The organism is Lewinella sp. JB7 (assembly GCF_024297185.1).
Classification (GTDB): Bacteria; Bacteroidota; Bacteroidia; order Chitinophagales; family Saprospiraceae; genus Neolewinella.
The window spans coordinates 108,918-132,164 of sequence record NZ_JANCTD010000004.1 but is presented as its reverse complement, the minus strand read 5'-3'; the positions used below and the strand labels follow the sequence as shown (position 1 = coordinate 132,164).

Annotated in this window: 20 protein-coding genes and 2 pseudogenes; 5 read left to right on the top strand and 17 right to left on the bottom strand. The window is 57.2% G+C overall.

Translation table 11 applies throughout. The features are described from left to right. Positions 1-68 precede the first annotated feature (68 nt). The 11 genes and pseudogenes from NMA52_RS08790 to NMA52_RS19125 all read right to left on the bottom strand — a co-directional run bounded on the left by NMA52_RS08790 (position 69) and on the right by NMA52_RS19125 (position 12,177). Complete coding sequence (locus tag NMA52_RS08790; RefSeq protein ID WP_254827291.1) at positions 69-1,868, bottom strand: acyl-CoA dehydrogenase family protein; 1,800 nt, start codon at positions 1,866-1,868, stop codon at positions 69-71. Positions 1,869-1,991: 123 nt separating this feature from the next. Next, positions 1,992-2,879, bottom strand: coding sequence for an FAD:protein FMN transferase (locus NMA52_RS08785; protein WP_254827290.1), 888 nt, complete (start codon positions 2,877-2,879; stop codon positions 1,992-1,994). A 13-nt stretch (positions 2,880-2,892) separates the two neighbouring features. After that, on the bottom strand, positions 2,893-4,209 hold the full coding sequence (locus NMA52_RS08780) for a Gfo/Idh/MocA family protein (RefSeq protein ID WP_254827289.1): 1,317 nt from the start codon (positions 4,207-4,209) through the stop codon (positions 2,893-2,895). A 488-nt stretch (positions 4,210-4,697) separates the two neighbouring features. Further along, positions 4,698-5,594 carry an SUMF1/EgtB/PvdO family nonheme iron enzyme gene (locus NMA52_RS08775; protein WP_254827288.1) on the bottom strand — a complete coding sequence of 299 codons (897 nt, stop codon included), beginning with the start codon at positions 5,592-5,594 and terminating at the stop codon, positions 4,698-4,700. 579 nt (positions 5,595-6,173) lie between these two features. Further along, the gene (locus NMA52_RS08770; protein ID WP_254827287.1) at positions 6,174-7,298 is read right to left on the bottom strand and encodes a PQQ-dependent sugar dehydrogenase; all 1,125 of its coding nucleotides are present in this window, start codon (positions 7,296-7,298) and stop codon (positions 6,174-6,176) included. A 215-nt stretch (positions 7,299-7,513) separates the two neighbouring features. Further along, positions 7,514-8,101, bottom strand: a complete 588-nt coding sequence (locus NMA52_RS08765) for a bifunctional 2-polyprenyl-6-hydroxyphenol methylase/3-demethylubiquinol 3-O-methyltransferase UbiG (RefSeq protein ID WP_256534207.1) — start codon at positions 8,099-8,101, stop codon at positions 7,514-7,516. Further along, a complete protein-coding gene (locus NMA52_RS08760; RefSeq protein ID WP_254827285.1) occupies positions 8,102-8,542 on the bottom strand; it encodes an FKBP-type peptidyl-prolyl cis-trans isomerase in 441 nt (146 codons plus the stop codon). Positions 8,543-8,686: 144 nt separating this feature from the next. Next, positions 8,687-9,166 carry a DUF2975 domain-containing protein gene (locus NMA52_RS08755; protein ID WP_254827284.1) on the bottom strand — a complete coding sequence of 160 codons (480 nt, stop codon included), beginning with the start codon at positions 9,164-9,166 and terminating at the stop codon, positions 8,687-8,689. A 223-nt stretch (positions 9,167-9,389) separates the two neighbouring features. Then, the gene (locus NMA52_RS08750) at positions 9,390-10,199 is read right to left on the bottom strand and encodes an SDR family NAD(P)-dependent oxidoreductase (RefSeq protein WP_254827283.1); all 810 of its coding nucleotides are present in this window, start codon (positions 10,197-10,199) and stop codon (positions 9,390-9,392) included. Then, positions 10,196-11,173, bottom strand: coding sequence for an LLM class oxidoreductase (locus NMA52_RS08745; protein WP_254827282.1), 978 nt, complete (start codon positions 11,171-11,173; stop codon positions 10,196-10,198). The genes NMA52_RS08750 and NMA52_RS08745 overlap by 4 nt, the downstream gene beginning before the upstream one ends. Before the next feature lie 8 nt (positions 11,174-11,181). Continuing rightward, positions 11,182-12,177, bottom strand: a pseudogene (locus NMA52_RS19125) (zinc-dependent alcohol dehydrogenase family protein). Positions 12,178-12,351: 174 nt separating this feature from the next. Between NMA52_RS19125 and NMA52_RS08730 the strand changes: the two are divergent. Further along, entirely contained in the window at positions 12,352-13,233 is an 882-nt protein-coding gene (locus tag NMA52_RS08730; RefSeq protein WP_254827279.1) for an AraC family transcriptional regulator, read from the top strand. A gap of 172 nt (positions 13,234-13,405) precedes the next feature. Here the strand turns inward: NMA52_RS08730 and NMA52_RS08725 are convergent. Together NMA52_RS08725 and NMA52_RS08720 are read right to left on the bottom strand one after the other, a co-directional pair. Then, a pseudogene (locus NMA52_RS08725) lies at positions 13,406-13,597 on the bottom strand (serine hydrolase); the annotation flags it as partial. Further along, a complete protein-coding gene (locus NMA52_RS08720) occupies positions 13,585-14,121 on the bottom strand; it encodes a dihydrofolate reductase family protein (RefSeq protein WP_254827277.1) in 537 nt (178 codons plus the stop codon). The pseudogene NMA52_RS08725 and the gene NMA52_RS08720, both read right to left, overlap by 13 nt. A 565-nt stretch (positions 14,122-14,686) precedes the next feature. On the opposite strand from NMA52_RS08720, the gene NMA52_RS08715 reads away from it, so the two are divergent. Beyond that, a complete protein-coding gene (locus NMA52_RS08715; protein ID WP_254827276.1) occupies positions 14,687-15,370 on the top strand; it encodes a porin family protein in 684 nt (227 codons plus the stop codon). Positions 15,371-15,442: 72 nt separating this feature from the next. On the opposite strand, the gene NMA52_RS08710 is transcribed toward NMA52_RS08715, so the two are convergent. Continuing rightward, positions 15,443-15,883 carry an Hsp20/alpha crystallin family protein gene (locus tag NMA52_RS08710; RefSeq protein ID WP_254827275.1) on the bottom strand — a complete coding sequence of 147 codons (441 nt, stop codon included), beginning with the start codon at positions 15,881-15,883 and terminating at the stop codon, positions 15,443-15,445. 733 nt (positions 15,884-16,616) lie between these two features. Between NMA52_RS08710 and NMA52_RS08705 the strand changes: the two genes are divergently transcribed. After that, positions 16,617-18,506 (top strand): AAA domain-containing protein, encoded by a 1,890-nt coding sequence (locus NMA52_RS08705; protein ID WP_254827274.1) that lies wholly within the window; start codon positions 16,617-16,619, stop codon positions 18,504-18,506. A gap of 4 nt (positions 18,507-18,510) precedes the next feature. Here the strand turns inward: NMA52_RS08705 and NMA52_RS08700 are convergent, their stop codons facing one another. Further along, positions 18,511-19,020 carry a DUF3124 domain-containing protein gene (locus NMA52_RS08700; RefSeq protein ID WP_254827273.1) on the bottom strand — a complete coding sequence of 170 codons (510 nt, stop codon included), beginning with the start codon at positions 19,018-19,020 and terminating at the stop codon, positions 18,511-18,513. A gap of 220 nt (positions 19,021-19,240) precedes the next feature. Between NMA52_RS08700 and NMA52_RS18815 the strand changes: the two genes are divergently transcribed. Further along, a complete protein-coding gene (locus tag NMA52_RS18815) occupies positions 19,241-19,375 on the top strand; it encodes a hypothetical protein (RefSeq protein WP_256534205.1) in 135 nt (44 codons plus the stop codon). 9 nt (positions 19,376-19,384) lie between these two features. Next, complete coding sequence (locus tag NMA52_RS08695; RefSeq protein ID WP_254827272.1) at positions 19,385-19,918, top strand: peptide deformylase; 534 nt, start codon at positions 19,385-19,387, stop codon at positions 19,916-19,918. 213 nt (positions 19,919-20,131) lie between these two features. Here NMA52_RS08695 and rhaM read toward each other — a convergent pair whose 3' ends face one another. Further along, entirely contained in the window at positions 20,132-20,446 is a 315-nt protein-coding gene (rhaM, locus tag NMA52_RS08690; protein ID WP_254827271.1) for an L-rhamnose mutarotase, read from the bottom strand. A gap of 62 nt (positions 20,447-20,508) precedes the next feature. Further along, positions 20,509-22,995 (bottom strand): ATP-binding protein, encoded by a 2,487-nt coding sequence (locus tag NMA52_RS08685; RefSeq protein WP_254827270.1) that lies wholly within the window; start codon positions 22,993-22,995, stop codon positions 20,509-20,511. Positions 22,996-23,247: the final 252 nt, after the last annotated feature.

Sequence of the window (23,247 nt, the reverse complement as noted above, 5' to 3'; positions counted from 1 at the left end):
ACATAAAGAAGCCGCGATTTGCACTGCAGATCGCGGCTTTCGTATAACTGGGCAATTCAACTTCGGTCTTACAGTACGTAGGCGTTGGCGTCGATGAGCGTATCGGCTACGATCCGGCGCAGCTTCTTTACATTCTGGGGCGGGTACTTCGTGAATCGCTTGATGCCCATGGTGAAGGTCCGTAGGAGGTCGCCCTCCACGAAGCTCGCCACCGCGTCCGTAGCATTCTTTTGCATCCGGAAGGTAGCATCGTGCAGGTAGGTGCGCAGGGCGGCATCGTAGACTTCGGGGGCCTGATCGCCCAGTCCACGCTCCCGCATTTTTTGCACCCGCATAAGGGTGCTTTCTGCCTGCAGCAGATCGCCGAGCATGTCGGCTACGTTCATCAGGATCTCCTGCTCACTCTTCAGGTTGAGTTTTCCGTCCATCTGCTGTTTAGCCGCCGCGCCCGCGACCATAAGGATCAGTTTTTTGAAGTCGCTGACGGCCTTAAGTTCCTCGCCGTAGTCCCCGGTGGGTCGATCCAGGCCGGGCATGCCGCTGAGTTCTTTCTGTACTTCCCAGGCGGGGCCCACGATGTCCAGTGCGCCCTTCATGGCCCGGCGCAGAAGCATGTCGACGCTGAGCAGACGGTTGATTTCGTTGGTGCCTTCGTAGATGCGATTGATCCGGCTATCCCGGTACATGCGTGGGGCGAGCGTCTCCTCGCTGTATCCCATGCCGCCGTGGATCTGCACTACCTCGTCGACCGTATAGTCAAGGGTTTCGGAGCCGAGGAATTTCAACAGGGCACATTCGATGGCGTACTCCTCCGCGCTGAGCAACTTGGCTTCGGCGAAAGATTTCCCTTCGGCCATGAGCTGCTTATTCATGTCCTGAATTTGCTGGCTCACCCGGTAGAGCGCGCTCTCACCGGCAAAGATGCGAATGCCGGCTTCGCCAATCTTGTACTTGATGGCCCCGAAGTTGGCAATCGGCTGCTTGAACTGAATACGCTCGTTCGCGTAGCGAATGCCTACTTCTAGGGACCGCTTGGCTCCACCTACGCTCAGTGCGTGTAACTTGAAGCGGCCGACGTTAAGTACGTTGAAGGCGATGAGGTGCCCCTTGCCGATCTGTCCGAGACTGTTTCCCGCCGGGACTCGTACATTTTCGAAGAAAACCTGACGGGTGGAACTGCCCTTGATCCCGAGCTTGTCCTCTTCGGCACCGAGGGTAAGCCCCTCTAGGCCCTTGGGCACGATAAATCCGGTGAACTTATCTCCGTCTACCTGGGCGAATACGATGAATACGTCAGCGAACCCGGCATTCGAGATCCACATCTTCTGGCCGTTGAGCACGTAGGCGTCACCGTCCAGGGTCGCCGTGGTCTTGGCGCCCATCGCATCCGAGCCGCTCCCCGGTTCGGTCAGGCAGTAGGCAGCCTTGAGCTCGCCGCTGATGAGGCGGGGGAGGTAGGCTTCTTTCTGTTGTTCGGTTCCGTAGTAAAGGATCGGAAGCATACCGATTCCCGTATGGGCCGCGTAGGAAACCGTGAAGGAGCCCGAACTTCCGCCCATGACATCACAGATCAGGGTGTTGGTGTTGGTGTCCATTTCCATTCCCCCGTAGGCTTCGGGCATGTGGCTACCGAGCAGCCCCAGGTCGGCCATCATCTCCAGTAGTCGGGGAGCGATGTTGTCTTCCTGCTTTTCGATCTTGTCAAGCTTGGGTTTGATTTCCCGGTCGATGAAGTCCTGGACCATTTGCCGCACCATGCGCTGCTCCTCGTTGAACTCCTCCGGCATGAAGGTAGTCGCGTAGGGCGCGTCGGCAATGAGAAATTCTCCTCCTTTGAGGACCTTCTGTTCAGTGATGGTGGCGGACATGCAGGGGTATTTTATAGCTTGTAGCGAAAATTCGCTGCTAAGTTAGGGTGTAAGCGGCAGCGCTTCAAGACAATTAGAAGATTTTTAGCGAATTTTCGCTAAAGTGTCGCAGCGGTGGGGAAATTACTGGAGCCCGTACCTGCGGAGTAAGCGGTGCCCAGCCTCCTCCTCCATCACGCTTACGGCCGAAGCCAGTCCATCAGCTACCATTGCCCGGGGAGCCATTACGGTAACGGGGCGGGGGGCGGCTATTCCGAGCCCGGTACGGGGATCGACCAGGTGACTGTACCGTCGGCCCTCCCATTCGAGGTGCCGGTACTCAGCACCCGACGTGGCGATGGCCACCCTCGCCGCGGTTACCGGACCATCGGGCGTCTGTATTTCCCAGCCCGTTCGGCCGGGCGGGGGAGCCCCCAGTAAGAGGTCGCCCCCGCCGTCGATGAGAAAGCAGTCGAGTCCCGCGGACCGTAGCACGTCCCCGGCGGCGTCCAGGGCGTATCCCTTGGCCACTCCGCCTAGGTCGAGCTGCAGATCGTCACGCGCCAGCCATACCCGGTTGGGGCGGCGCAGCCGCAGGTATTTCCATTGCACCCGCGTCCCCGCCTGCCGTAGTTCTTCCTCAGTTGGCAGGGTTTGATGGCGAATGGCCCGACGCCACAGTTTGGATAGGGGACCTACGGTAGGATCGAACGCTCCTCCGCTCCGGCGCGCCAGTGCCCGGGAAAAGCGCAGGACCCGGTACAGATCGCAAGACACGGGATGATACATTCGGGGCGTGCGCCGTACGAGGCGGTTGATCTCGCTGTCGGTACGGTAATCGCTCATCGATTGCTCAACGGCCTCGATACGCGCAAAGGCGGCTTCCACCCACTTCCGTGCGGTAAGGGTATCGGTGGCGTACACGATGACCGACCACGGAGTCCCCATCGCGGACCGGTCTACCCGCACACGGTGCTGGCCGACCAGGGAAACGGACGACAGGAAGACTAGAAACAGGCTGAAAGCGCGCACGAAGGTGCCCGTCCTACTTCACCTTGGTTTCGCCCGGGACGGGGGTCGGGTAGTAGCCGTTTTCGAGGGGCAGGATGGGCGGTGGGGCGTCGAAGGCGTAGGTGGCGGGGGAGAGGTCGAGTTCGGAGTTCATGGCCTCGTCCCAGGTGATGACTTGTCCGGAATAGGTAGCCATGCGACCCATGATCGCGGTCAGCGTACTCTTGGCGGCGTTTTCGGCGTCGGCGTACTGGTATGCTCCGTCGGCGACCGCTTTGAAGAGCAGATCGTGCTCCAGCTGGTAGGGGTTGGGATCTTTGCGGTCGTTGTGATCGAGCAGGGCGTAGCCGGATGCGGTCAGTAGTTTGCCGGGAGCGGGAGCGGTGCCGTTCGTTCCCTGAAATTCTTCGGTAACTTTGGTGCTGGCCCCGTTCCAGTGACGGCACTGACTGATCATGCGGCTACCGTCGGCGTAAGTGAACTCCACGGCGTGGTGATCGAAGATTTCTCCGTGCTCCTTGCCGTTGCGCATGTATCGTCCGCCGAAACCGGAAGCTTCCGCGGGGTAATCTTGTTTTACCCAGTTGCCGACGTCGAGGTTGTGGATGTGTTGTTCGTTGATGTGATCGCCGCAGAGCCAGTTGAAGTAGTACCAGTTGCGCATTTGGTACTCCATTTCGGTCTGCCCGGCCTCGCGGGGTCTTACCCATACGCCTCCGCTGTTCCAGTACACGTAGCTGGTGGTGATGTCGCCGATGGCGCCGTTTTGCATCATGTCCACCCAGCCTTCGGTGTATTTCTTCTGGTAGTGGCGCTGCAAACCGACGACCACGTTCAGTTTTTTCCGCTTGGCTTCCTCGGCCGCTTTGAGTACCCGTCGTACTCCGGGAGCATCTACCGCGACGGGCTTTTCCATGAAGATTTGCTTATCCGCCGCTACGGCTGCCTCGAAGTGAATGGGCCGAAAACCCGGAGGCGTAGCGATCACCACCACGTCGCACAGGGGGATGACCTTTTCGTAGGCATCGAATCCGACGAATTTGTTTTCCTCCGCCACGTCCAGTCGTGCCGCGTCCAGTTCGTTTTCGGCCAGCTGAGTTTGGATGCCGGTGTAGGCTTTGTCGAGGCGATCGCGGAAGGCGTCGCCCATTGCCACGAGCTTCACGTTCTGCTCGGTGGCCAGGGCCTGGAAGGCGGCTCCCGTACCCCGTCCGCCGCAGCCGATTAGGCCGATTTTTATGACGTCGGCCCCGTCGATGTGCGCCCGTGCGGCTAGCTCGGGGGAGACGACCAGGCCCGCGGCGGCGAGAGCGGTGGTTTTTTGGAGGAAGGAACGTCGGTTGATTGGCATGATCTCTTGGATTTACAATTTACAAATTACAATATTCAATTTAAAATTTGCGGCTTTGCTCGCTGCGCTCGTGGGAGGAGGGCAATTTATAATTTGAGATTTTTGATTTATAGTTTGCGGCTTTGCTCGCTGCGCTCGTGGGAGGAGGGCAATTTAAAATTTCAAATTTTAAATTGAAAATTTGCGGCTCTGCTCGCTGCGCTCGTCGGCATGGCTTCGCTCGTTACGGAAGATGATCCTCCACCGGTAAAACTTTAAATCGACAGTTTTAAATATTTACTGTTTCAGTAGCTACCACAAGGGCTTTTCAGGCAACAATAAAAATGAAGTACATCCCGGGTGAGGACAAATTTTAAATCATCAATCATCAATTTTCACCGTCCGAGTAGCTACCAGGAGGGCCTTTTCAGGCAACACTAAAATTGGAGTGCATCTCGGGTGAGGGCAAATCTTAAATTACCAATTTTCAATTTTAAATATCCTAATCCCTAGTCGACGATGGCGTCCGCAAAGAAGGCACGAACTTCTTCCGGTCCGGGCTGCTTTTCGGGGGAGACCAGGCGGAAGCCCAGAAAGGCGCTGTCGACGTTCCACCAGAGGCTTTTTGGTATTTGGGGGTCGCGGGCCTGCCAGCGGGGGGAGGATTTTTCCCTAACTCGGCAGCCGGCATCGGCGGTTTCGGTATCGAAGGAGCCGCCGCGCACGGTGCGGGAATGCTTGCCGTCGGGGCGTAGCCAGGGATCGGGATCGGTGCCGATGCGGTCGGGGTAGTCGTCGTAGTACTCATCAAGGGTCCATTCGCTGACGTTGCCGATCATATCGTACAGGCCCCAGGCATTGGGCCTTTTTTCGCCCACCTTATGGTAGGTTTCTTCGCCGTTTTCGTAGAGCCAGGCGAGGTCGTGGAGATCGGCGGGGTCGGGTTCTTCTCCGGCGAGGCAGGCATACTCCCATTCGGCCTCTGTGGGGAGGCGGAAGAAGCGGCCGGTCTTTTCGTAGAGCCACTGGCAATAGCGCAGGGCGGCCTGCTGGGTAGTGTTCACCTGGGGGTAGCCGCCGCGGGTACCCATGCCGTAACTCAGGTCGAGGTAGGGTGGGGAGGGGCGGCTGACGGCATCGGCGTCCCAGTCTGGGGTAGTGGCATCCGGGGTGTCGTTTTCTCGTACCTGGAAAATCCGGTAGGCCTCGTGGGTGACTTCGTGGCTGCTGATGGAAAACGGGGAAAGGGTAATCTTCTTTCCGGCATCGCCGAACGCGAAAGTGCCGCCCTCCAGGGGCACCATGGTGAAAGTCACGTCCGTTCCCGGGATACGCACGCTATCCAATTGGGCGCGGAGCGCGGGAGCCAGGCAGAAGAGTAAGAGCAGCGTAGTTAGGTAATGCATGAACGGTTGGCGAAATCTTCAACTATGTAGACCGGTAAGATACCTGAATTGACAAAACTCGGGCGGGGTAGTATGGAGCCAATTATGTGGTGATATCCGATGGCTTCAGGACGGCGTTGGGGGATGATTTCACCACGGATGGACAGGTCGAGCGGCTTGTAGCCTGAGACGGTATTTAGGGATGATTTCACCACGGATGGCTCACGGAACTTCTTAGGTCGAGTGGCCTCTGGTCCGAGACGTTTCGCCACGGATGGCCACGGATTAAACACGGATGCCAGGTCGAGCGGCTTGTAACCCGAGACGGTATTTAGAGATGATTTCACCACGGATGGACACTGATGGCTCACGGATCTTCTTAGGTCGAGTGGCCTCTGGTCCGAGACGTTTCACCACGGATGGCCACGGATTAAACACGGATACTAGGTCGAGCGGCTTGTAGCCCGAGATGGTATTTAGAGATGATTTCACCACGGATGGGCACGGATTAAACACGGATGCTAGGTCGAGCGGCTTGCAGCCCGAGACGGGATTTAGGGACGACTTCACTACGGATGGCCACGGATTAAACACGAATTACTATCGTTCATTCACCCCCCCCCCAATGCGCACCACTATTCCATTCGCCTTGGTCAAATCATTGCGCTCAATCAGGGCGATGATATCGCCACCGGGCAGCTGTTTTATGGTGCGTACCCTTCCTTCGATGTTTAATCCGAAGGTCTCGCCGGTTTTTCGGTTGAACCTCATGAGTCTTCGGTAGGCGAGGGAGCCGAAGAGAAAGTGGCCGTTCCAGTCGGCGACGCTGCTGCTATCGACTTTTAGGAGACAGGCGGGGGCCAGCGCCTGCCCGCCGTAGTCCGTCGGAATGGTCCAGTAGTGTTCCGGAAGGACGGTGAAAGTGGCCGCGGAATCTTCGGTGATGGTCGATGCCCACTGACCGTCGTAGTTGATGCCATAGCTAAAGAGGGGCCACCCGTAATTCTTTCCCTTTTCAATGACATTGAATTCGTCTCCGCCCTGCGGACCATGCTCGATGCCGAAGAGGGTATGGGACGAAGTATCGTAGTATAAGCCCTGTACGTCCCGGTGGCCGTAGCTCCAGATGCTGGATGGGGTGGTCCGACCGTCGAAGATCGGATTATCGGGGGGGATGTCTCCATTTTCCCGCAGCCGGTGGATTTTCCCGGCATCGTGGTCGAGGTCTTGCGCATACAGCACGGGATGACTGAAAGTCGACCAGTCTGAGTTGCCGATATTTAAAAAGAAGTGAGCGCTATCCTCCCAGACGATCCGCATGCCGTTCCCGGTCCAGTTTGGGTTTCTGGTCGTAAAAATGGGATTGAAATCGGTGGCCGTCTTATTCCGTACCGTAAAGCGGGATACCCGGGCGAGTCCGGTGGTGTCCAGGTAGGCTACGTAAAGGAGACCGTTGTCGGCAAAAGCGGGGTGGGGGCTCAGGTCCATCAGTCCACCGTGCAGGATGGCGGGGATACCGGGAGTGCCGAAGGTTGCCACGGGCGGCATCCCGGTCACTTCAGCAAGCATGCCGTTAGCATAGTGGACCAGTTTGCCCACCCGGTCCGTGATAAAGTATTCGTCCTCACCCACGATCGCGATGCCGTACGGGATGGTGAGCCCCCGGGCTATGGTATCCACCGAAAATGCATCCTCACTTATGGGGTAGGGGGACTCCGGTACCACAATGAGATTGTTTCGGCAACCAATGCAGCAAAGCAGGCCGATGGCGGCGATTAAAATACGAATAAATTTCACCGTTAAGTACTATTGGTTCGGTCGAATAAGTGCGAGCGCTCAAGGAACGCCCCACCCGGGCAACCCGCAAAGTCTATCGACCGAAACCCTCCTTCCTGCCGACCAATCCCGCTATCCCGCGCGAATACGGGTAGCAGCGCGGCTCACGCCTTCACGGCATCGTAGTAATGATTATCCCCCGCGTCCGTGTACTCCGCTAGTAGGCTAAATCCCGCATCCGCAAGCAACGTCCGGTATCTCTTCGCCCCCAGCGATGCTGATCGCCGTCCGGTCAGAGTATCTTCCCACTCGACCTCACTCGCCGGAGCGGTAAACAGCAACCTCCCTCCGCTAAGCAGGTGATCGGCCGCCTTCCGAATGAGCGCCTCCTGGCTTTCTTCGGACAGCAGGAACACCAAACCGATCGCCACAATCGCATCGAACCGCCGCCCGAAAAAAGTGGACTCCTCAACTCGCTCACAGGCCGCGGGCAGTGTTGGGAAATTTTCCCGAAAGGCGGCAAGTAAAGCAGGTGATGCGTCTATTCCGTATACGGCGATCCCCCGGTCGACCAGTACCCCGGAGATCGGAATTCCCGTTCCACATCCGAGGTCCAGTACGCTAGCCTGCTGCGGCAGAGCTTCCGACCACTTGCGGACCGTGGCGGCGCCAATCCCATTCACGTTCCTGCCGCGGACTTCGATAAACCTGCGGGCTATTTCTTCATAACCGTTCGAGCTGTCTGTATCCATTTACCCCACCGACGCGATCTCTACGTAGAAGATCAGGTTACTGTTTGTCGGAATTCCCTGCCCCCTGCCCTTGGGTCCGTAACCCAGTTTGGAGGGTACGAAGAGCGTAGCTTCATCCCCCCACCGCAGCAGGGCGATTGCCTCGTCCCACGCCGGAATCACCTCGCCGGCTCCGAGCAAAAACCGCACCCCCCTCGGGCTACTGAACGACTCATCGAACACGCTCGGCTTATCCTCGAGCAGCCCGACGTAGTGGACTTCCACGCGCTGTCCCGGCTTCGGCCGGATGCCTTCGCCGGCAGCGTGGATCAAATAGCCGAGTCCCGACGGCGTACGGATGGGGTCCAGCTCCCCGTCGAGGTAATCATGCCGCACCTCCTTTGCGAAGGCGATGCGATCCGCCGCAACGGCTCTCAGTTTGGCTTTGGTCGGCTTTTTCACGTCGGCAAGGTAGGCCAAAACGGGGCGGCGGGGCACGCGGGTGCGGAGCTAGTATGGAGAAAGCAATCAATACGGCTTAGCTGCACATACGGGCTGCAGCAATACTAGCGGTTTCGGGCCGGGGGGTTAAGCGGTAGATAACGCCTAAAGTAGTACCCCGTTCCCTGATTCGGAGTTGGCGGCCCTCTTCGGGTACGTTTCGAAAATCGATGCAGCGATGGCAATCCCCATAGTGATAAAGGAGCCTACTATGCAAATAGCGAGAAATCCGGCCGGGTCATCGTCTTCGTGATGAAATGCACTTATGTACGATCCTGCAGCCACAATCGACATACCGAAAATAACCGCGCAGAATTTAATACGTCTTACCGCTATAGTTGCCTTAACTGAATAAAGCTCATCCCGGCCAATGTATCCGAATAGTAGAAATACCTGGTATAATAGAATGAAGAAGAATATTGATGAGAGGTATCCATACAGGATAAACGGATCGAGGTAGATGCTGACCACATCCAAATTAGCGGCCCTTCCCTCCAGCATCGGTAACCTAATCAGAGCATACAGCGCCGTGATGCCAGTCAGTACGGTAACAATCTGCAGCAATTTTGTGATCGGCCTCTTCATGATGTCGAATATACAAAGCTACCGTTTCGGATTGTCCGTTAGTTCAAAATGGCGTGTTTCCGCCTGTACTTCGGTTTGATATAGGTAAATGGTTTATTGCCTATCCATGAGTCCTAAAACATCTTCTGAAGTGACCGACCGCCAGGCCTATATTCCAAAATGATGACCGCGGTTGTGGCTCGCGGGTATACAACATGTTTTCAGCCCTTCACTTTAAATGACGTTACAGTTCGTGTCTGGTCAGCCATTTGTCGGTCGTGGTCAGAAGTGCATTTACCGTCTCCTTACTACCGCCGGCTGGATGTGCCATTCCGAAGGTCCCCAGGTCATTGTCAAAGTATTTACCCGAGGCGTTTGCGTATTTCTCCGCTACCGCCAGATCAAACAATATGCTGGCTCCCTTATCCGCTGATGACCAACTACGCCCGAAGCCCTCCCGTACCAGTTTGGTGTCCAGTAACGAACCCGGGTTGACCGCGATCACCGTTATGCCGGGTTCAGTTTGCGCCAGGTCAGTACTCCACATCGTCAGGGCCAGCTTGCTTTGCGCGTAGGCGGACTGGGTAGACAAGCGCTCGTTGCCAACCAAGGCGTCCGCCGAAACCGGAGCTTGCGCCGCCGAACTTACGTTGATAATTCGGGGCGCACTTCCCTTCCTCAGCAGTGGAAGTAATACTCTGGTCAGCAACAAGGGGGCAAAGTAATTGACGGCAAAACGCATGTCCAACCGATCGATAGTGCTCGCTACATTGCTCTTGTACACACCGGCGTTGTTGATGAGGACATCCAGTTTTGGTAGTTCCCGTAGTATTTCCGCGCCCAGATTCCGAACCGCACGCAAAACGGAGAAATCCGCTACGAAGCCATGTACATTTTCGTTCCCGGAAGCCGACTTCACTTCGGCAATCACCGCTGCCAGTTTATCCGGATTCCTTCCGTGTAAGTAGACGTCGTGACCGGCTTTGGCCAGCATCATCGCTGCCGCTTTACCGATACCGTCCGTGCTTCCCGTGATCAAGATAGTCTTATTCATGACTGTGCTGGTTGTGCTGTTATAGCGTGAAAGTGGGGCAACACTTTTTCCGCCAGTTCGCTCAGGGTCGCTTCCGTGTCCCGTGTATTGAACCGGAGATTTATGGCGACGTGATTGACCCCGATGCCTTGCATTTCGGTCAGGTATTCGACCAGGTAATCCGTTCCCGTCCGGAATCCCAGCTGAATGGGTTGTGGCCCGAAGCCGTCTTCCTTTTCGAGAACGACGTACAGGGGCTGCATGAAGGGTTTATCGAAATCATGGTGGCGGGCCACCAATTTTCGCCACTGATCGATGGCGTAAGCCTGCTGCATCGGACTTCTCGGATAAGACATCCAGCCGTCCGCGTGTTGGGCGTTCCACTCCATTGTCTGGCGACTGGATCCGGTCAGCAGCATCGGAATTTTGTGGAAAACCGGCTTCGGTAGCAGATCCATTTGTCCGGTCAGTCTACCGTAGCTATTGCCGTTCAGCGTTGGAAAACTTGTTTGCGCCCTGCGGATATAGTTAAAGGCATCCTCAAATAATTTTCCGCGCTCCGCAAAGTCAACATTCATCGCGGGATATTCACTAGGTCGGTCGCCCGAAGCTACCCCCATGATGAATCGACCACTAGACAACTGGTCGACGGTTGCCGCGGACTTGGCAACGTGCACCGGGTGATGCAGCGGCAAAGCGATGCTAGCCGTGCCCAGGGTGATTTTGCTGGTTTGCCCCGCCAGAAAGCCCAGGTAGGTAAAGGGATCGAAGGTCTGCCCAGCATCCCCAAACGACGGCACGTTGAAGGGAACATCTCTGACCCAGAGCGCTTTGAAACCAGGTTGCTCCACCAAACGCACCCTTTCTACGTGGTGCTGCATAGTGGGAACCAAACTGTGGCCATAATTTTCAATCGGCACAACGATCCCCACACTCAGGCGATTGGGTTTGAAGACGCTTGCGTAGCCCGGGTTGATCGACTCAAATCGGTTCATGCTACTGATCAGTTCACCCGGTTTTCAATGACCACCTTCCCGATGGCGTTTCCGCTTTCGAGGTGGGCGTGCGCCTTTCCCGCTTCTTCGAGGGAGAACCTACGTTCATCCACGACCGGTTTGAGGCGGCCCTCCTCGATAATTTGGGACAGGCGGCTGAGAATTTTTCCGTGGTCCTCGCGCTTATAATCGTGTAGCATCGGAATTAGCATGAATACCACATGGATCGACAGACCCTTGAAGTGGGCGGGCGACAGATCCAGTTCACACAGGGAGACCGTCGTCGCGATTTGCGCATTGAGTCTGGCCGCTGCGAAGGATTTCGTCAGGTTGGCACCGCCCACCGAGTCAAAGATCAGATCGAAACCCGCGCCGTCGGTATACTTGGCTACGTAATCCCCGACTTCCTCCGTCGTGTAATCGATGGCGGTTGCTCCCAGCCGTTCGATCAGTTCCATCTGCTCCCCTCCGCTACAGGTCGAGTAGACGTCGGCCCCAAAGTATTTAGCGAGTTGTACGGCCACGTGGCCGACTCCACCCGCACCGCCGTGTACTAGTACCTTCTGTCCCTACTTAATTCCCGCGCGCACCAGGCCTTCAAAGGCGGTTATGGCAACCAGCGGAAGGGCGGCAGCTTGGCGCATCGATAAATTCTTCGGCTTCCGGGCCGTCAGTTTGCTGTCGGCCACGATGTAGTCCGCCAGGGTCCCCGGCAGACCGATTACGCCACCCGCGCATCCGTAGACCTCGTCGCCGGGGGCAAAATCGCTTACCCCCTCACCGATGGCCTCCACCGTCCCGGCAAAGTCCATCCCCAGAATGGCGGGCGTATCGGGCGACAGGGGCAAATCCTTACCCATGGTGCGGATCATGGTATCCACCGTATTTACGCTGGAGGCGGCGATTTTTACCAGGATGTGCCCTTCCTTCACTTGCGGCTTGTCGACTTCCGCACTTTCGAAAACGGCCTGCTCGCCGTAGGTTTTGATCAGCATTGCTTTCATCATTACGTTGTTTTACGCAAGTGGGTCATCCAATTGCACTACAAAGTTCCGCCAACCGCACCGGAACGTTGTGGTACATCGGAGGGTTGTAGTAGTAAAAATCAAGGTTATTCCTTCCGTGGTGTTGCGAATTTGGCCTTAATGAGGCTAGTTTTGTCGCAAAATTCCCCAGAAATGCAAGTCCTGGAAGCCTATAAACCTTTCGAAATACATGAAGCTGAGCTGAATGAGTGGCAGCAACGCCCGGTCAAGAACAACTTTTTCGAACTGGTGCTGATCAATGAGGGAAAAGGGACGCAGTGCATCAATTACAACTTCCACGAGTACGGTAAGGGAAGTCTATTTCTGCTGCCGCCCCTGAAGTGCCATTCCTTTCAGATCAGGGAGCGGACCAGCTTCGTGTTCTTAAAATTCACGTCTAACTTTTTCAGCGAGCAGGGGGAGGACGCCCAGAGTCCACGGGAGTGGTTCAGGGAAGCTGCCTATATACTATCCAATTACAACCAACTGCCCGGCGACATTATCCGCAGTGATCTCGACCGCCAGCATATCACTACGCTGATCGGGCTGATCTTACGCGAGAATCGCAACCTTCAGTCGAACTCTCCCGCCCTGATCAAGAGCTTGATGACAGCTATCCTCGAAATCCTCCTGAGAAACATCAAGCAGAGTCCGGCCTACGAGGTGACGGACCCCGCCGAGAGAGATGATCGGGTGACCAAGTTGCTGACTTACATTAACGAACACCTCAGCGAGCCCCACCTCCTGAAGGTCGAGCAGCTGGCCAGTACCTTCTTGCTTTCGCCCACCTACCTGAGCGAGTTTTTCCGGAAAAAAGTGAGGATGTCCTTGCGGGAATACATCATCAAAGCCAAGTTGAAACTCGTGGAAATCCGTTTGCTCAATTCGGATCACACCCTTACCGAAATCGCGGACGAACTGAGCTTTACCGACGTCAGTCATCTTTCGAAGACGTTCAAAAAGTATACCGGTATGTCGATCCGTGAATTCAAAAAGCAGGGGGAATACCAGTTGCTGAAGCGGAGCGCGTGTTAAAATCACGTACAACCCTAAAAATTACTTTGCGGTCCCACTAGGGCAGCCGTGCTTTCCCGAAGGGGTAAAGTTGGACGTTGGCGGGGTCGCGGGTCCAGCGCATCTGGGTCGGATGCCAACCAACTTGGCTTAAACCGATGGCCATTGCACCCGCGTCCGCGCCAGTTCCGAATTAATCGTCTACTGCCGCGCCCACCAGCAGACGAAACTTCCAGGCCGTCTGGTCGCGGGAGGTTCCCTGGGTTTGTTTCATCAGGATTCCGATGAGTTGTTCTTGCGGATCGGCGAAGTACTGGGTATTGAAGTAGCTGCCCCAATTAAACGTCTCCTGACTGCCCGGGCCGCCGCGGCTCAACCGATTTTCCTATAGACATCATGCACCAGCTGGCCCAGGTATACGTCAGACCTTACGTATGCTAACCTAAGTGGTTCCGAGAGCGGTCCGAAAAGGGGAGCGCCTTCACCGAGCAAGATGGGGAAGGTCGTTATCCTGAACTCGTCGATCAGATTTTCCGCTACGAATCTTTGGATGGTCACCCCGCCATCGATGTACAATCGGAAGTACTCTCTTCGGTGAATTTCGTCGAGCACTTCTTGCGGGGTGCCGCTCAGAATGGTGATCTTTTGGCGCAGGTCTTCCGGCACTTCGCTCAGCGTGCGACTCAGGACAAAAACGTGCTGCGTGTACGGCCAATCAATATCGAAATTCAGGACGGTCTCGAAGGTATTCCGTCCCATCACTATGGCATCGATCTCCTTCATGAACACACTGTATCCCATGTCCTCCTGCGCGGGATTGGGAACGGATTCCAGCCAGTCCAGCGTCCCGTTCTTTCCGGAGATAAAACCATCCAGGCTTTTGGCGATGTATACGGTGTTCTTTTTCATGTAATGGAGTCTGGCGTATTAAATAATTCGTGGAGTAGTGAATACTTGTAACCGTCCCCGCCCGATTAAGGAGCAAATTATTGAGTGTATCGAGTCGGTGAAGGACGGGAGGAAAATTTATTATCATTAAAATTTTAGGACCTAACTGGCTGACAGTCAATAGTAGCTATCCTGATTTCCATTCGAAGGGAAGATAACCCGTTGCCAGGATATCCGTAGTCAGCGGTAATGAGGCTACGGGGGAGAGTCCCCGTTATTCGCTTGCCGGGCAGCGGCGGGTAGGGTACACGGGCCGCGGGAATCGGTGCCGAGACAAATGGTATCGTTGTACGCGTGGACCTCACGGAGAAATACGCCATCCGGCTACTACTTCGCGGAGAGTTTCCGGCTAGCCCCCGTGCGTACCCGGAGAGAGGGTAAGGGTGGCCACGGTTTTCGGAGTTGAGCCTATTGCGGGAGCGTATGCAAGCCTAGAATTGCCTTAACCAAACCCTAACCATCCCCTTAACCTATCCTTTGCGTCAGCTGCCTCGTTCCCTTCGTTTAGAGGAGCAAATTGACTACCATGAAAACCCATTTGCTGCTTTTACTTGCCCTGCTCGTCTCCGGTATTGCTACCGCTCAGTCCACCTTCGGGATCCGGGCGGGATTCGGTCAATCCTCGCTCCGGTCGGGAGAAACCTTTGATGCCATTACCGATCGCACGGTCGGCGTAGGGGTACCTTCTTTCGGCTTTTTCGCCGAGTTGCCGGTGACGGACTACCTCAGTCTTCGGCCCGGACTGGAATACACCAAGCGGGGCACCGGCGTCGGCCTCACCGATGACGTGGAACTCGCCGGCGTAAAGCTACCCCTCGGCGCGTTCGCCAAGACTCGTTTCAGTTACCTGGAAGCGCCCCTGCTCGTGCAATTAAACCTGCCGACGGAAAGTGCTATTCAACCCTACGCCCTGCTGGGGCCCAGTGTAGGATACGCCACCGGAGGAAAGGTGACGACTTCGGCCAAGGCGATCGTTGAGCTAAATCTGTACTCCACCGACGTGGACCTGGACGCGATCAACTACCAGCGCTTTAACGTAGCCGTAGTCGGTGGACTGGGGGCCCGGGCGCGGGTGGGCCAGCACAACGCTCTCTTCCTCGAGGCGCGGTATAGCCATGACCTGAGCCAGCCCTACGACGTTCCGGTCGTCCGGGATAAGGTCGGTTTTCAGGGTTGGAACGTAGGGGCCGGGATGAGTTTCGCTCTCTGACCGGATACTCCGGAAAAAACGAACGGCGGACATCCGGGAGGATGTCCGCCGTCGTCGTATGGGCCAGATCGCTTAGGCGACTTCAATCTGGCGGGCCGGTTTCTCCTTGGCCTCTTCCCGTTTGGGCACGATGAGGCGGAGGATGCCGTCCTGGTAAGTGGCGTGGATATTGGCGTCGTCCACTACCTGGTTGTTGAGGTTGAAGGTGCGTTGGAACGACTGGTAGCTGAACTCGCGGCGGGTGTACTTGCCGTCGTTGTTCTGCTCCTCGTTCTCGTTATGCACTTCACTGCGGATGGTCAGGGTGTTGTTGTCGAGCTGAATGTCGAAGTCGTCCTTCTTCATGCCGGGTGCAGCCATTTCCACGACGAATTCGTCGCTCGTTTCCTTGACGTTGACCGAAGGCAGGGTAGTAGTGGTGCTGCTGAAATTGCGGTTCCGCCAATCAAAAAGGTTGTTCCAGTCGTCATCCAGAAACCGGGAGACGGAGGGAATCAAACTATTGGTTCTCATGACTCGATGATTTAGGTTTGTGAATGGATTGTCGCTTGTATTTAAGCAAGGACGGTGCCATAATTGGTGGAGGACAATTTGACAGAATATAAAACTGTCAAACTTTCGGTGGGCGGCTTATTGTGCTGCAAAAATTTCAGTCCCCCGGGGCCGTGGTGTGGGTGGGGTGGGGACTTTAATTCAAATTACCGCGAAGCCTTTCCGAACGGTTACGATCGCGAAGGGCGTTGCCGCTTCGCTGACTGAGGACGGCCCCTCCGGGGCCGTGGTGGGTTTGACGGCCGGGAATTCGTTGGAACTTACTGCGAAGTCTTTCCGAATGGTTATGATCACGAAGGGCGTTGCCGCTTCGCTGACTGAGGACGGCTGCTCCGGGGCCGTGGGGGATGGACGGCCGGGAATTCGTTGAAATTTACTGCGAAGTCTTTCCGAATGGTTATGATCACGAAGGGCGTTGCCGCTTCGCTGACTGAGGACGGCTGCTCCGGGGCCGGTGTGGGGTTGACGGCCGGAAACTTCATTTGATATTACCGCGAAGCCTCTCCGAACGGTTACGATCGCGAAGGGCGTTGCCGCTCCGCTGATTGAGGACGGCTGCTCCGGGGCCGGTGTGAACGGAATTGACGTGATTGCGCCAATCAAGGGGGGCTTTAGTGAATGAATTCTTACCTCATGCTCTTTGCGTACCCCCCCGTACTCAACAAAAGGCCGTCCGCCGCGATTCTCTGCACGCATGACGGACCAACAGCAAGCGGAGCTTACTCATCTTCGCAAACTTATCGACCTCGAGCGGCAGGAGGAACGCCGCCTGCATCTCGAAATCATCCAGGCTATGCCGCTCGTCCAGCGGGTGGAGAAGGGCTATTGCTGGTATCCCCTACAGGTAACCAAAACGGACTACGGGCTGGCGGGGCGCCCCTTCGTGATCGTAAGCCGGGAGGGGGAGGAGGCCCACCAGTTCCGGGCGGGTACCTCGGTAAATTTGTTTACCTCCCAACCCGACGCCCGCTCCCCCCAGCGCTCCGGCGTGATCCAGTACGTGAAGAAGGACAAGATGAAAATCATCCTCGGCGGCGACGATCACCCCCAGTGGTTGCAACGGGGCGGGATCGGTGTCGACCTCATGTTTGATGAGCGTACCTACGTCGAAATGGATAAGGCGATCCAGCGACTGGAATCCGCCCGCGGTGACCGGACCGCCGAGCTGCGGGACGTCCTTATGGGAGTCCGCCCCGCGGAGTACCGCCCCGTGCCGGAAGCCGCGGTGGCCCATCTGGCGGAGCTCAACGCCAGCCAGCGGGAGGCGGTCCGGGAAATTCTGGGAGCCAGCCACCTCAGTCTCATTCACGGTCCGCCCGGCACCGGAAAAACAACCACCCTGGTGGCGGCGGTGGGAGAATTGATCAAGTCGGAATCTACCATCCTGTTCTGTACCCCCAGCAACAGCGCGGCCGACTTGGTGACCCTGCGCCTGGCCGAGCGGGGCATCCGGGTGGTACGCACCGGCAACATCAGCCGGGTCGAAGAAGAGGTGATGAACCATACCCTGGAGGTACAAGTCGCCCGCCATCCAGATACCAAGCAGGTCAAAAAACTGCGTCGGGAAGCCGCCGAACTGCGCAAAAAAGCCGGGCGCCTGCGGGGGCGGGAAAAGGGTATGACCTTCGGGGAGGCCGGCCGGCTAAATAACTGGGCCACGCAACTCGAGGATCATCTGTTGAGCTACATCCTGGACGCGGCCGACGTCATCGTGTGTACGCTGGTCGGAGCGGCCAGTTCCGTCCTGGGTGACCGGACCTTCAAAACCTGCATCATCGACGAAGCCGCCCAGGCCCTCGAACCCGCCAGCTGGATTCCAATCAACCGCAGCAATCGCGTCGTACTCGCCGGCGATCCCTTCCAACTGCCCCCCACCGTGAAGAGCAAGGAAGCCGAGCGGGAAGGATTTGGCATCACCCTGCTGGAAAAGGCACTGCAACGCCACGGCAGAAACGCTCTGCTCAGGGTCCAGTACCGTATGAACGAACGGATCATGGGTTTCAGCAACGACTATTTTTACGAAGGAAAGCTGGAGGCGGGCCCCGGCATCGCTCACCGTACCCTGCCCGGCGTGAGTTTGTCCGACAGCGTGGTGTTCATCGATACGGCCGGCACGGGCTTCGAAGAGAAACTGCACCCCCAGTTCCGCAGCCGCTACAACGACGGTGAACTGGACCTGCTCGTGGAGCACCTGATCCTGCTGCAGGGAAGCATCCCTCCCGAATACCCCCTGCCCCGCGTGGCGGTCATCAGTCCCTACCGCGAGCAGGTCGTCCGGGCGGAAGAGCGGATTGAGGAGGTTGCGGGACTGGCCGACCTGGACATCACGATCAATACCGTAGACGGTTTTCAGGGCCGGGAACGAGAGGTGGTCTACCTGAGCCTCGTTCGCTCTAACCCCCGGTCCGAGATCGGTTTCCTCGCCGACTACCGGCGGATGAACGTGGCCCTTACCCGCGCTAAGGTGCAGCTGGTGGTCATCGGGGACAGCGCCACGGTCGGGAACGATCCTTTCTTCGCACGGTTCCTGGCCTACGTCGAACGCGCGGGCACTTACCAAACGGCCTGGGAATACATGGTGTAAAAACTTAGTCGATGGGCACGCCGAGCGTGGTGAACGATAGTCCCTGCTGGCCCGAAGTCGAAATCATCACGGCCTCGAACAGCGGTGGGTTCACGTCCGGAGCGGCGGCCCAGTCGAACAGAAAGTTGGCTCCCGTGCCGCCCTCCTTATCCATCTCGTCGATCACGATCTCTACGGTTTCCATCGGCGCGATGTAGATGCGTCGGTTAAAGTAGGTGCGAATGAGGTGGCCGGTCGTGTTGAAGTATTCCGCCAGGTCGACGTACACCGTATCCGTTCGATTGGCGTTGCGTAGGCTTACCGTGACCGTCAGATTATGCGTTTTGTGCTCCGTAAGACTGTATATGGAGGAGTAGACAGACAAGTAGGTCGACCCCGTAACCAGCGAATCTACTACCGGAGAGGTCACCGTACGGCTCTGCCAGTTGACAGGGTCCAGGGAGCTGAACTGCTGGCCTTCCTCGCACGAGAGCAGCAAACCAAAGAAGAACAGTAGCGCGAGTAATCTTTGCATAGCGTTGAGGTTGGTGTGTTTGGTCGAACGATGGTTCCGGGTACTTCGATCCGGGAACGATAAATGAGGTACGTGCTTTCTTCGCCTAAAGTACGCCTCTCCCCCGGTAGGGCGGCGGAGCGCGGGAGCCAACCTGATCCGGAAGGCCGATCCGCTACGTCGTAGATTCGCCGTCCCGTGTTCGCGGAAGTTATTTTTCGGCCGCGCAAATTCCGATTCGATGCCCCCATTCTCCCGGCTCCTTGTACTCGGCGCACTCGCCTGCCTCTTCGCACTGATGGCTTCCTGTCTTGCTCCGCGCTCGGCCGCGGGTTCCGTAAGTTCCCGGGGGACCGGCTTCACGGCGGACCAGTGAACGATGATCATGGCCGCCGGACCGGAAACCCCCATGCGGGTATGGAAGATCACGAATTATACCGACTCGATCCTCTTGCGTACGCAAAGCGAGGACGTACGGGTGGATCCCCGGGACCCGGTCCTGCAGCGATTCGTAAGTAGATTACACGCTACGGTTACGGACAGTGCCTCCCTGGGCCTGGGCATTGCCGCCCCCCAGGTGGGTATTCTTAAGAACATCATCTGGGTCCAGCGGCTGGACAAGGAGGAACTGCCCTTTGAAGTTTACCTGAACCCCCGCATCCTTCAGTATTCCGACAAAAAGCAGCGTAACCGGGAGGGTTGCCTGTCCATTCCCAACCGGGCCGATACCTGCTCGCGTGCCTATGCGATCCTGCTGGAATACGACCGAATCGACGGCACCCACGGCATTGAGATGGTGGAGGATTTTACCTCCGTTATCTTTCAGCACGAGGTCGATCACCTCAACGGCATCCTGTACCTCGATCACCTCGCCGAGGAGCAGCGTTCGGCTGAACACGCGCCGGTGGGACGGCAGTAGTCGTCCGGGAAAAGCATCCGTTGATCGTCTTTTTGGCCACCTTCGCAGAGGAATGCCCGCATCTGGGGGTAAAGATGGTGTATTGGTGGGCGAATATCCCTATTTTAGGGGATATCCTACTGAATGGCAGCTCCGCCGGCCGGGCGATCCACATTCTGACACTTTGAACAGACCTTGTTATCCAGGTCGTTTCGGCTGGCGGGCTGTTTTCCCTCAGGGAAGGTGGAAAACCTCCCGCAACTCCGTGGTGACCGGGCTGTCGTCCGGATTTGTCTCCATAATATCTTGCATGTAGGCCCACCATCTTCTACAGATGGGGGTACGGGCGATGGCGGCCCACTGTTCCTCGGAGGCTACCCGGGCGGTGGCGAAAAGCGTGCAGCTTGTGGGCTGCCAATAGATCGAGTAGTCAGCAACCCCGTGCGCCTTCAGGAGGGCTTCCAGATCGGTCCAGACGGGATTATGGCGCCGGGTGTATTCCTCGATCTTGTCGGGATACACCTTCATAACGAAAGCTTTGCGGATCATACCGAAAAAGTATCCTATTCGATGCCCTGAACCATCCTGTACCATGGGGCCTTCGGTGGGCGCTACGCGAGTACGAGGTTATCCAGCTTTTCCCGTAATTCATCGGCGTTGATCGGCTTTGGTATGTAGGCGTCCATCCCCGCCGCCAGGCAGCGTTCCCGGTCCCCGGCCAGGGCATAGGCCGTCATGGCGATGATGGGCGTGTGGCCTCTGCCCGATGCCTGCTCGTTCGCCCGGATGCGGCGGGTAGCCTGCAGTCCGTCGAGTTCGGGCATCTGCACATCCATGAGGATGGCGACGTAATTATCCGAGCGGGCTTTGCTCACGGCTTCGATCCCGTTGCGGGCAATTTCGTAGCGGTAACCGAATATCTTAAGGTAGCGGGCCGCGATCAACGCGTTGGGCTCAAAGTCCTCGACGAGCAAAATCTTTTTGCTTTCGTCCGCTGGGGGTAGTCCGGCCTTGCCGGTGGGGCCGGAGAGTTCCTCGATCCGGGTTTGCCGGTCGATAGGTAGTGGAATCGTGACCGTGAAGGTAGATCCCTCTCCCGGGGTGCTTTCGACGCTGATCTCGCCGTCCATTAATTCCACCAGGCGTTTGGTGATGGACAGACCCAGTCCGGTACCCCCGAATTTGCGGTTGATGCTACTGTCGGCCTGGGTGAAGTTGTTGAAGATCGTCTGTAATTTCTCCGCGTCGATGCCGATCCCGGTATCCTGTACCGAGATCTTGATTTCCGCGACGTCCGGCATCTGGGAGGACTCACACGATAAGTGAATGGAAACCGTACCGGTATCCGTGAACTTCAGCGCGTTGCTGCACAGATTCATAATGACCTGCCGCAGGCGCGTGGGATCGCCGATCATGACGTGGTGCTGATCACAGGCCCCCGAAGCGAGGAAGCGCAGGCCCTTCTGCTGCGCCCGCACGTTCATCATATCGGTGATCTCCTGCAAAAACTGCGTGATGCTGAAGGGGACCGGCTCGAATTCGATGTTCTGCGCTTCGATCTTGGAAAGATCGAGCAGGTCGTTGATCAGGTCCAGCAAGGAATCGGCACTATTCTGGAGGGTGCGCACCAGTTCCGCCTGGGGCTCCGTCAGGTTTTCGTGGCGGGCCATGATGTTCGCGATCCCGACGACCACGTTCATGGGGGTGCGGATCTCGTGACTCATATTGGCCAGGAACTCGGATTTAGCCCGGTTGGCGGCCTCCGCCTCATTGCGTGCCTGGACGAGTTGCTCCTCGGCCTGTCGTTTTGCGATGATGTTGCGTTCCCGTTCGGTCACCGTAGCGGCGGTGCGGGAGATCAGGTCGATCAACTGCTGCATGCCCGGACTGGGTGACAGCACCCGGTCGGAGTACAGAGCAAAGGTACCCAGCGTTTCCCCGGCGCTGGAGAAAAATGGCGTAGACCAGCAGGCCCGGATTCCGTGGGCGCGGGCCGCTTCCCGGCCGTGGACCCAGTTCGGGTCGGTCAGGACATCCGAAGCTACGTAGGGTTTGCCCGACCACGCAGCCATCCCGCAGGAGCCCATGCCCGGTCCGATGGGCATGCCGTCGATGAGGCGGTTGTAGGCCTCCGGAATGCTGGGGGCCGCCCCTACCCGGAGCCGGTCGCCTTCCGGCGACATGACCATAATGGACGTACGTATCCCCATGCCGGCGTGCTCCTCCATGGTAAGCACGAGCCGGTCGAGCACTGCATTCAAAGGTTCTCCCTTCACGGACATTTCCAGTGCCTCCTTTTGTCCCGCGGCAACCGACCACAGCCGGCGCTGCTGGGTAATGTCACTGGCCGTGCAGTAGATAACCTGTTCGGCCATGACGGTCTGGGTATGCCAGCTCAGCCAGCGGTAACTGCCGTCCTTGCACTGATAGCGATTCTCCACGTGCAGCCGGATATTTCCGGACAGCGCCCGGTCCAGGGCATCCAGGGTGGCCGGGAGATCATCCCGGTGCACGAAATCGATCCACGGTCGGGCCGTCATCTCCTCGGGCGTCCACCCCAGAATAGCCTTGCTTGCCGGATTGATTTCGGTGAAGTAGCCGTTGAAGTTGACTTTGACCAGAACGTCGGTGGCAATGTCGAAGAAGCGGTTGCGGTCTGACTCGGCTTTGATCTGTTCGGTCACTTCCTCCACCTCGTGGAGAATGTACTGAACGGAGCCGTCGTCCCCGAAGATGGGAATGTTCATCGGTTGCCAGTACTTTTCCTCGAAGCCGCCGCCCTTACTTTCCGGGCGCGGCACGTCGTACTTCTGTACCGTCATCTGGTGGGGCTGCCGGTGTTCGAGCACGTGACGCAGCGAGGCGGCCCACTTTTCCACGCCATCGGCGGTGGGGTCGTTCGGATTATCCGGGAAAGCTTCAAAGACTCCTAGTCCCGCAATGGTCCTGCCGGAGGACAGGGTGGCGCGGGCAAAGGCGGGGTTGGCCTCCACAATGGTAAAGCGGGGCTCATCCGGGCGCAGCAACAGATAAGGCTTGGTCGACGCCCTGAAGATGGCCCGGTGGAGTCCGTCGACCGATGGAAGGTCCTTGTTCATGACGTACTTGGGTCTGCGGGCATTACGGGGAACATCATGTAGAGAGCGTCCTGAAAATTTTAGGTTCGGGCACTGAGCGGTAACGGATTGGAGCGGGGTAAAAGAGAAATACGAGTGACCCGTAATACCCTACCGCAACGGAGATGCCGGGCGGGTGGTAAAATTCCGCCGGTATTTCGCTTATTTATTACGGTTTGTCGGTTGCGTAAATTGTGTGGTGCATGCTTCCGTACAATCATTGCACGCAGTTGT

Coding starts and splice junctions, on each gene's coding strand:
- NMA52_RS08790 (WP_254827291.1), bottom strand. CDS start 1,868: ATGTCCGCCACCATCACTGAACAGAAGGTCCTCAAAGGAGGAGAATTT.
- NMA52_RS08780 (WP_254827289.1), bottom strand. CDS start 4,209: ATGCCAATCAACCGACGTTCCTTCCTCCAAAAAACCACCGCTCTCGCC.
- NMA52_RS08775 (WP_254827288.1), bottom strand. CDS start 5,594: ATGCATTACCTAACTACGCTGCTCTTACTCTTCTGCCTGGCTCCCGCG.
- NMA52_RS08765 (WP_256534207.1), bottom strand. CDS start 8,101: ATGGATACAGACAGCTCGAACGGTTATGAAGAAATAGCCCGCAGGTTT.
- NMA52_RS08755 (WP_254827284.1), bottom strand. CDS start 9,166: ATGAAGAGGCCGATCACAAAATTGCTGCAGATTGTTACCGTACTGACT.
- NMA52_RS08750 (WP_254827283.1), bottom strand. CDS start 10,199: ATGAATAAGACTATCTTGATCACGGGAAGCACGGACGGTATCGGTAAA.
- NMA52_RS08745 (WP_254827282.1), bottom strand. CDS start 11,173: ATGAACCGATTTGAGTCGATCAACCCGGGCTACGCAAGCGTCTTCAAA.
- NMA52_RS08730 (WP_254827279.1), top strand. CDS start 12,352: ATGCAAGTCCTGGAAGCCTATAAACCTTTCGAAATACATGAAGCTGAG.
- NMA52_RS08720 (WP_254827277.1), bottom strand. CDS start 14,121: ATGAAAAAGAACACCGTATACATCGCCAAAAGCCTGGATGGTTTTATC.
- NMA52_RS08715 (WP_254827276.1), top strand. CDS start 14,687: ATGAAAACCCATTTGCTGCTTTTACTTGCCCTGCTCGTCTCCGGTATT.
- NMA52_RS08710 (WP_254827275.1), bottom strand. CDS start 15,883: ATGAGAACCAATAGTTTGATTCCCTCCGTCTCCCGGTTTCTGGATGAC.
- NMA52_RS08705 (WP_254827274.1), top strand. CDS start 16,617: ATGACGGACCAACAGCAAGCGGAGCTTACTCATCTTCGCAAACTTATC.
- NMA52_RS08700 (WP_254827273.1), bottom strand. CDS start 19,020: ATGCAAAGATTACTCGCGCTACTGTTCTTCTTTGGTTTGCTGCTCTCG.
- NMA52_RS18815 (WP_256534205.1), top strand. CDS start 19,241: ATGCCCCCATTCTCCCGGCTCCTTGTACTCGGCGCACTCGCCTGCCTC.
- NMA52_RS08695 (WP_254827272.1), top strand. CDS start 19,385: ATGGCCGCCGGACCGGAAACCCCCATGCGGGTATGGAAGATCACGAAT.
- rhaM (WP_254827271.1), bottom strand. CDS start 20,446: ATGATCCGCAAAGCTTTCGTTATGAAGGTGTATCCCGACAAGATCGAG.
- NMA52_RS08685 (WP_254827270.1), bottom strand. CDS start 22,995: ATGAACAAGGACCTTCCATCGGTCGACGGACTCCACCGGGCCATCTTC.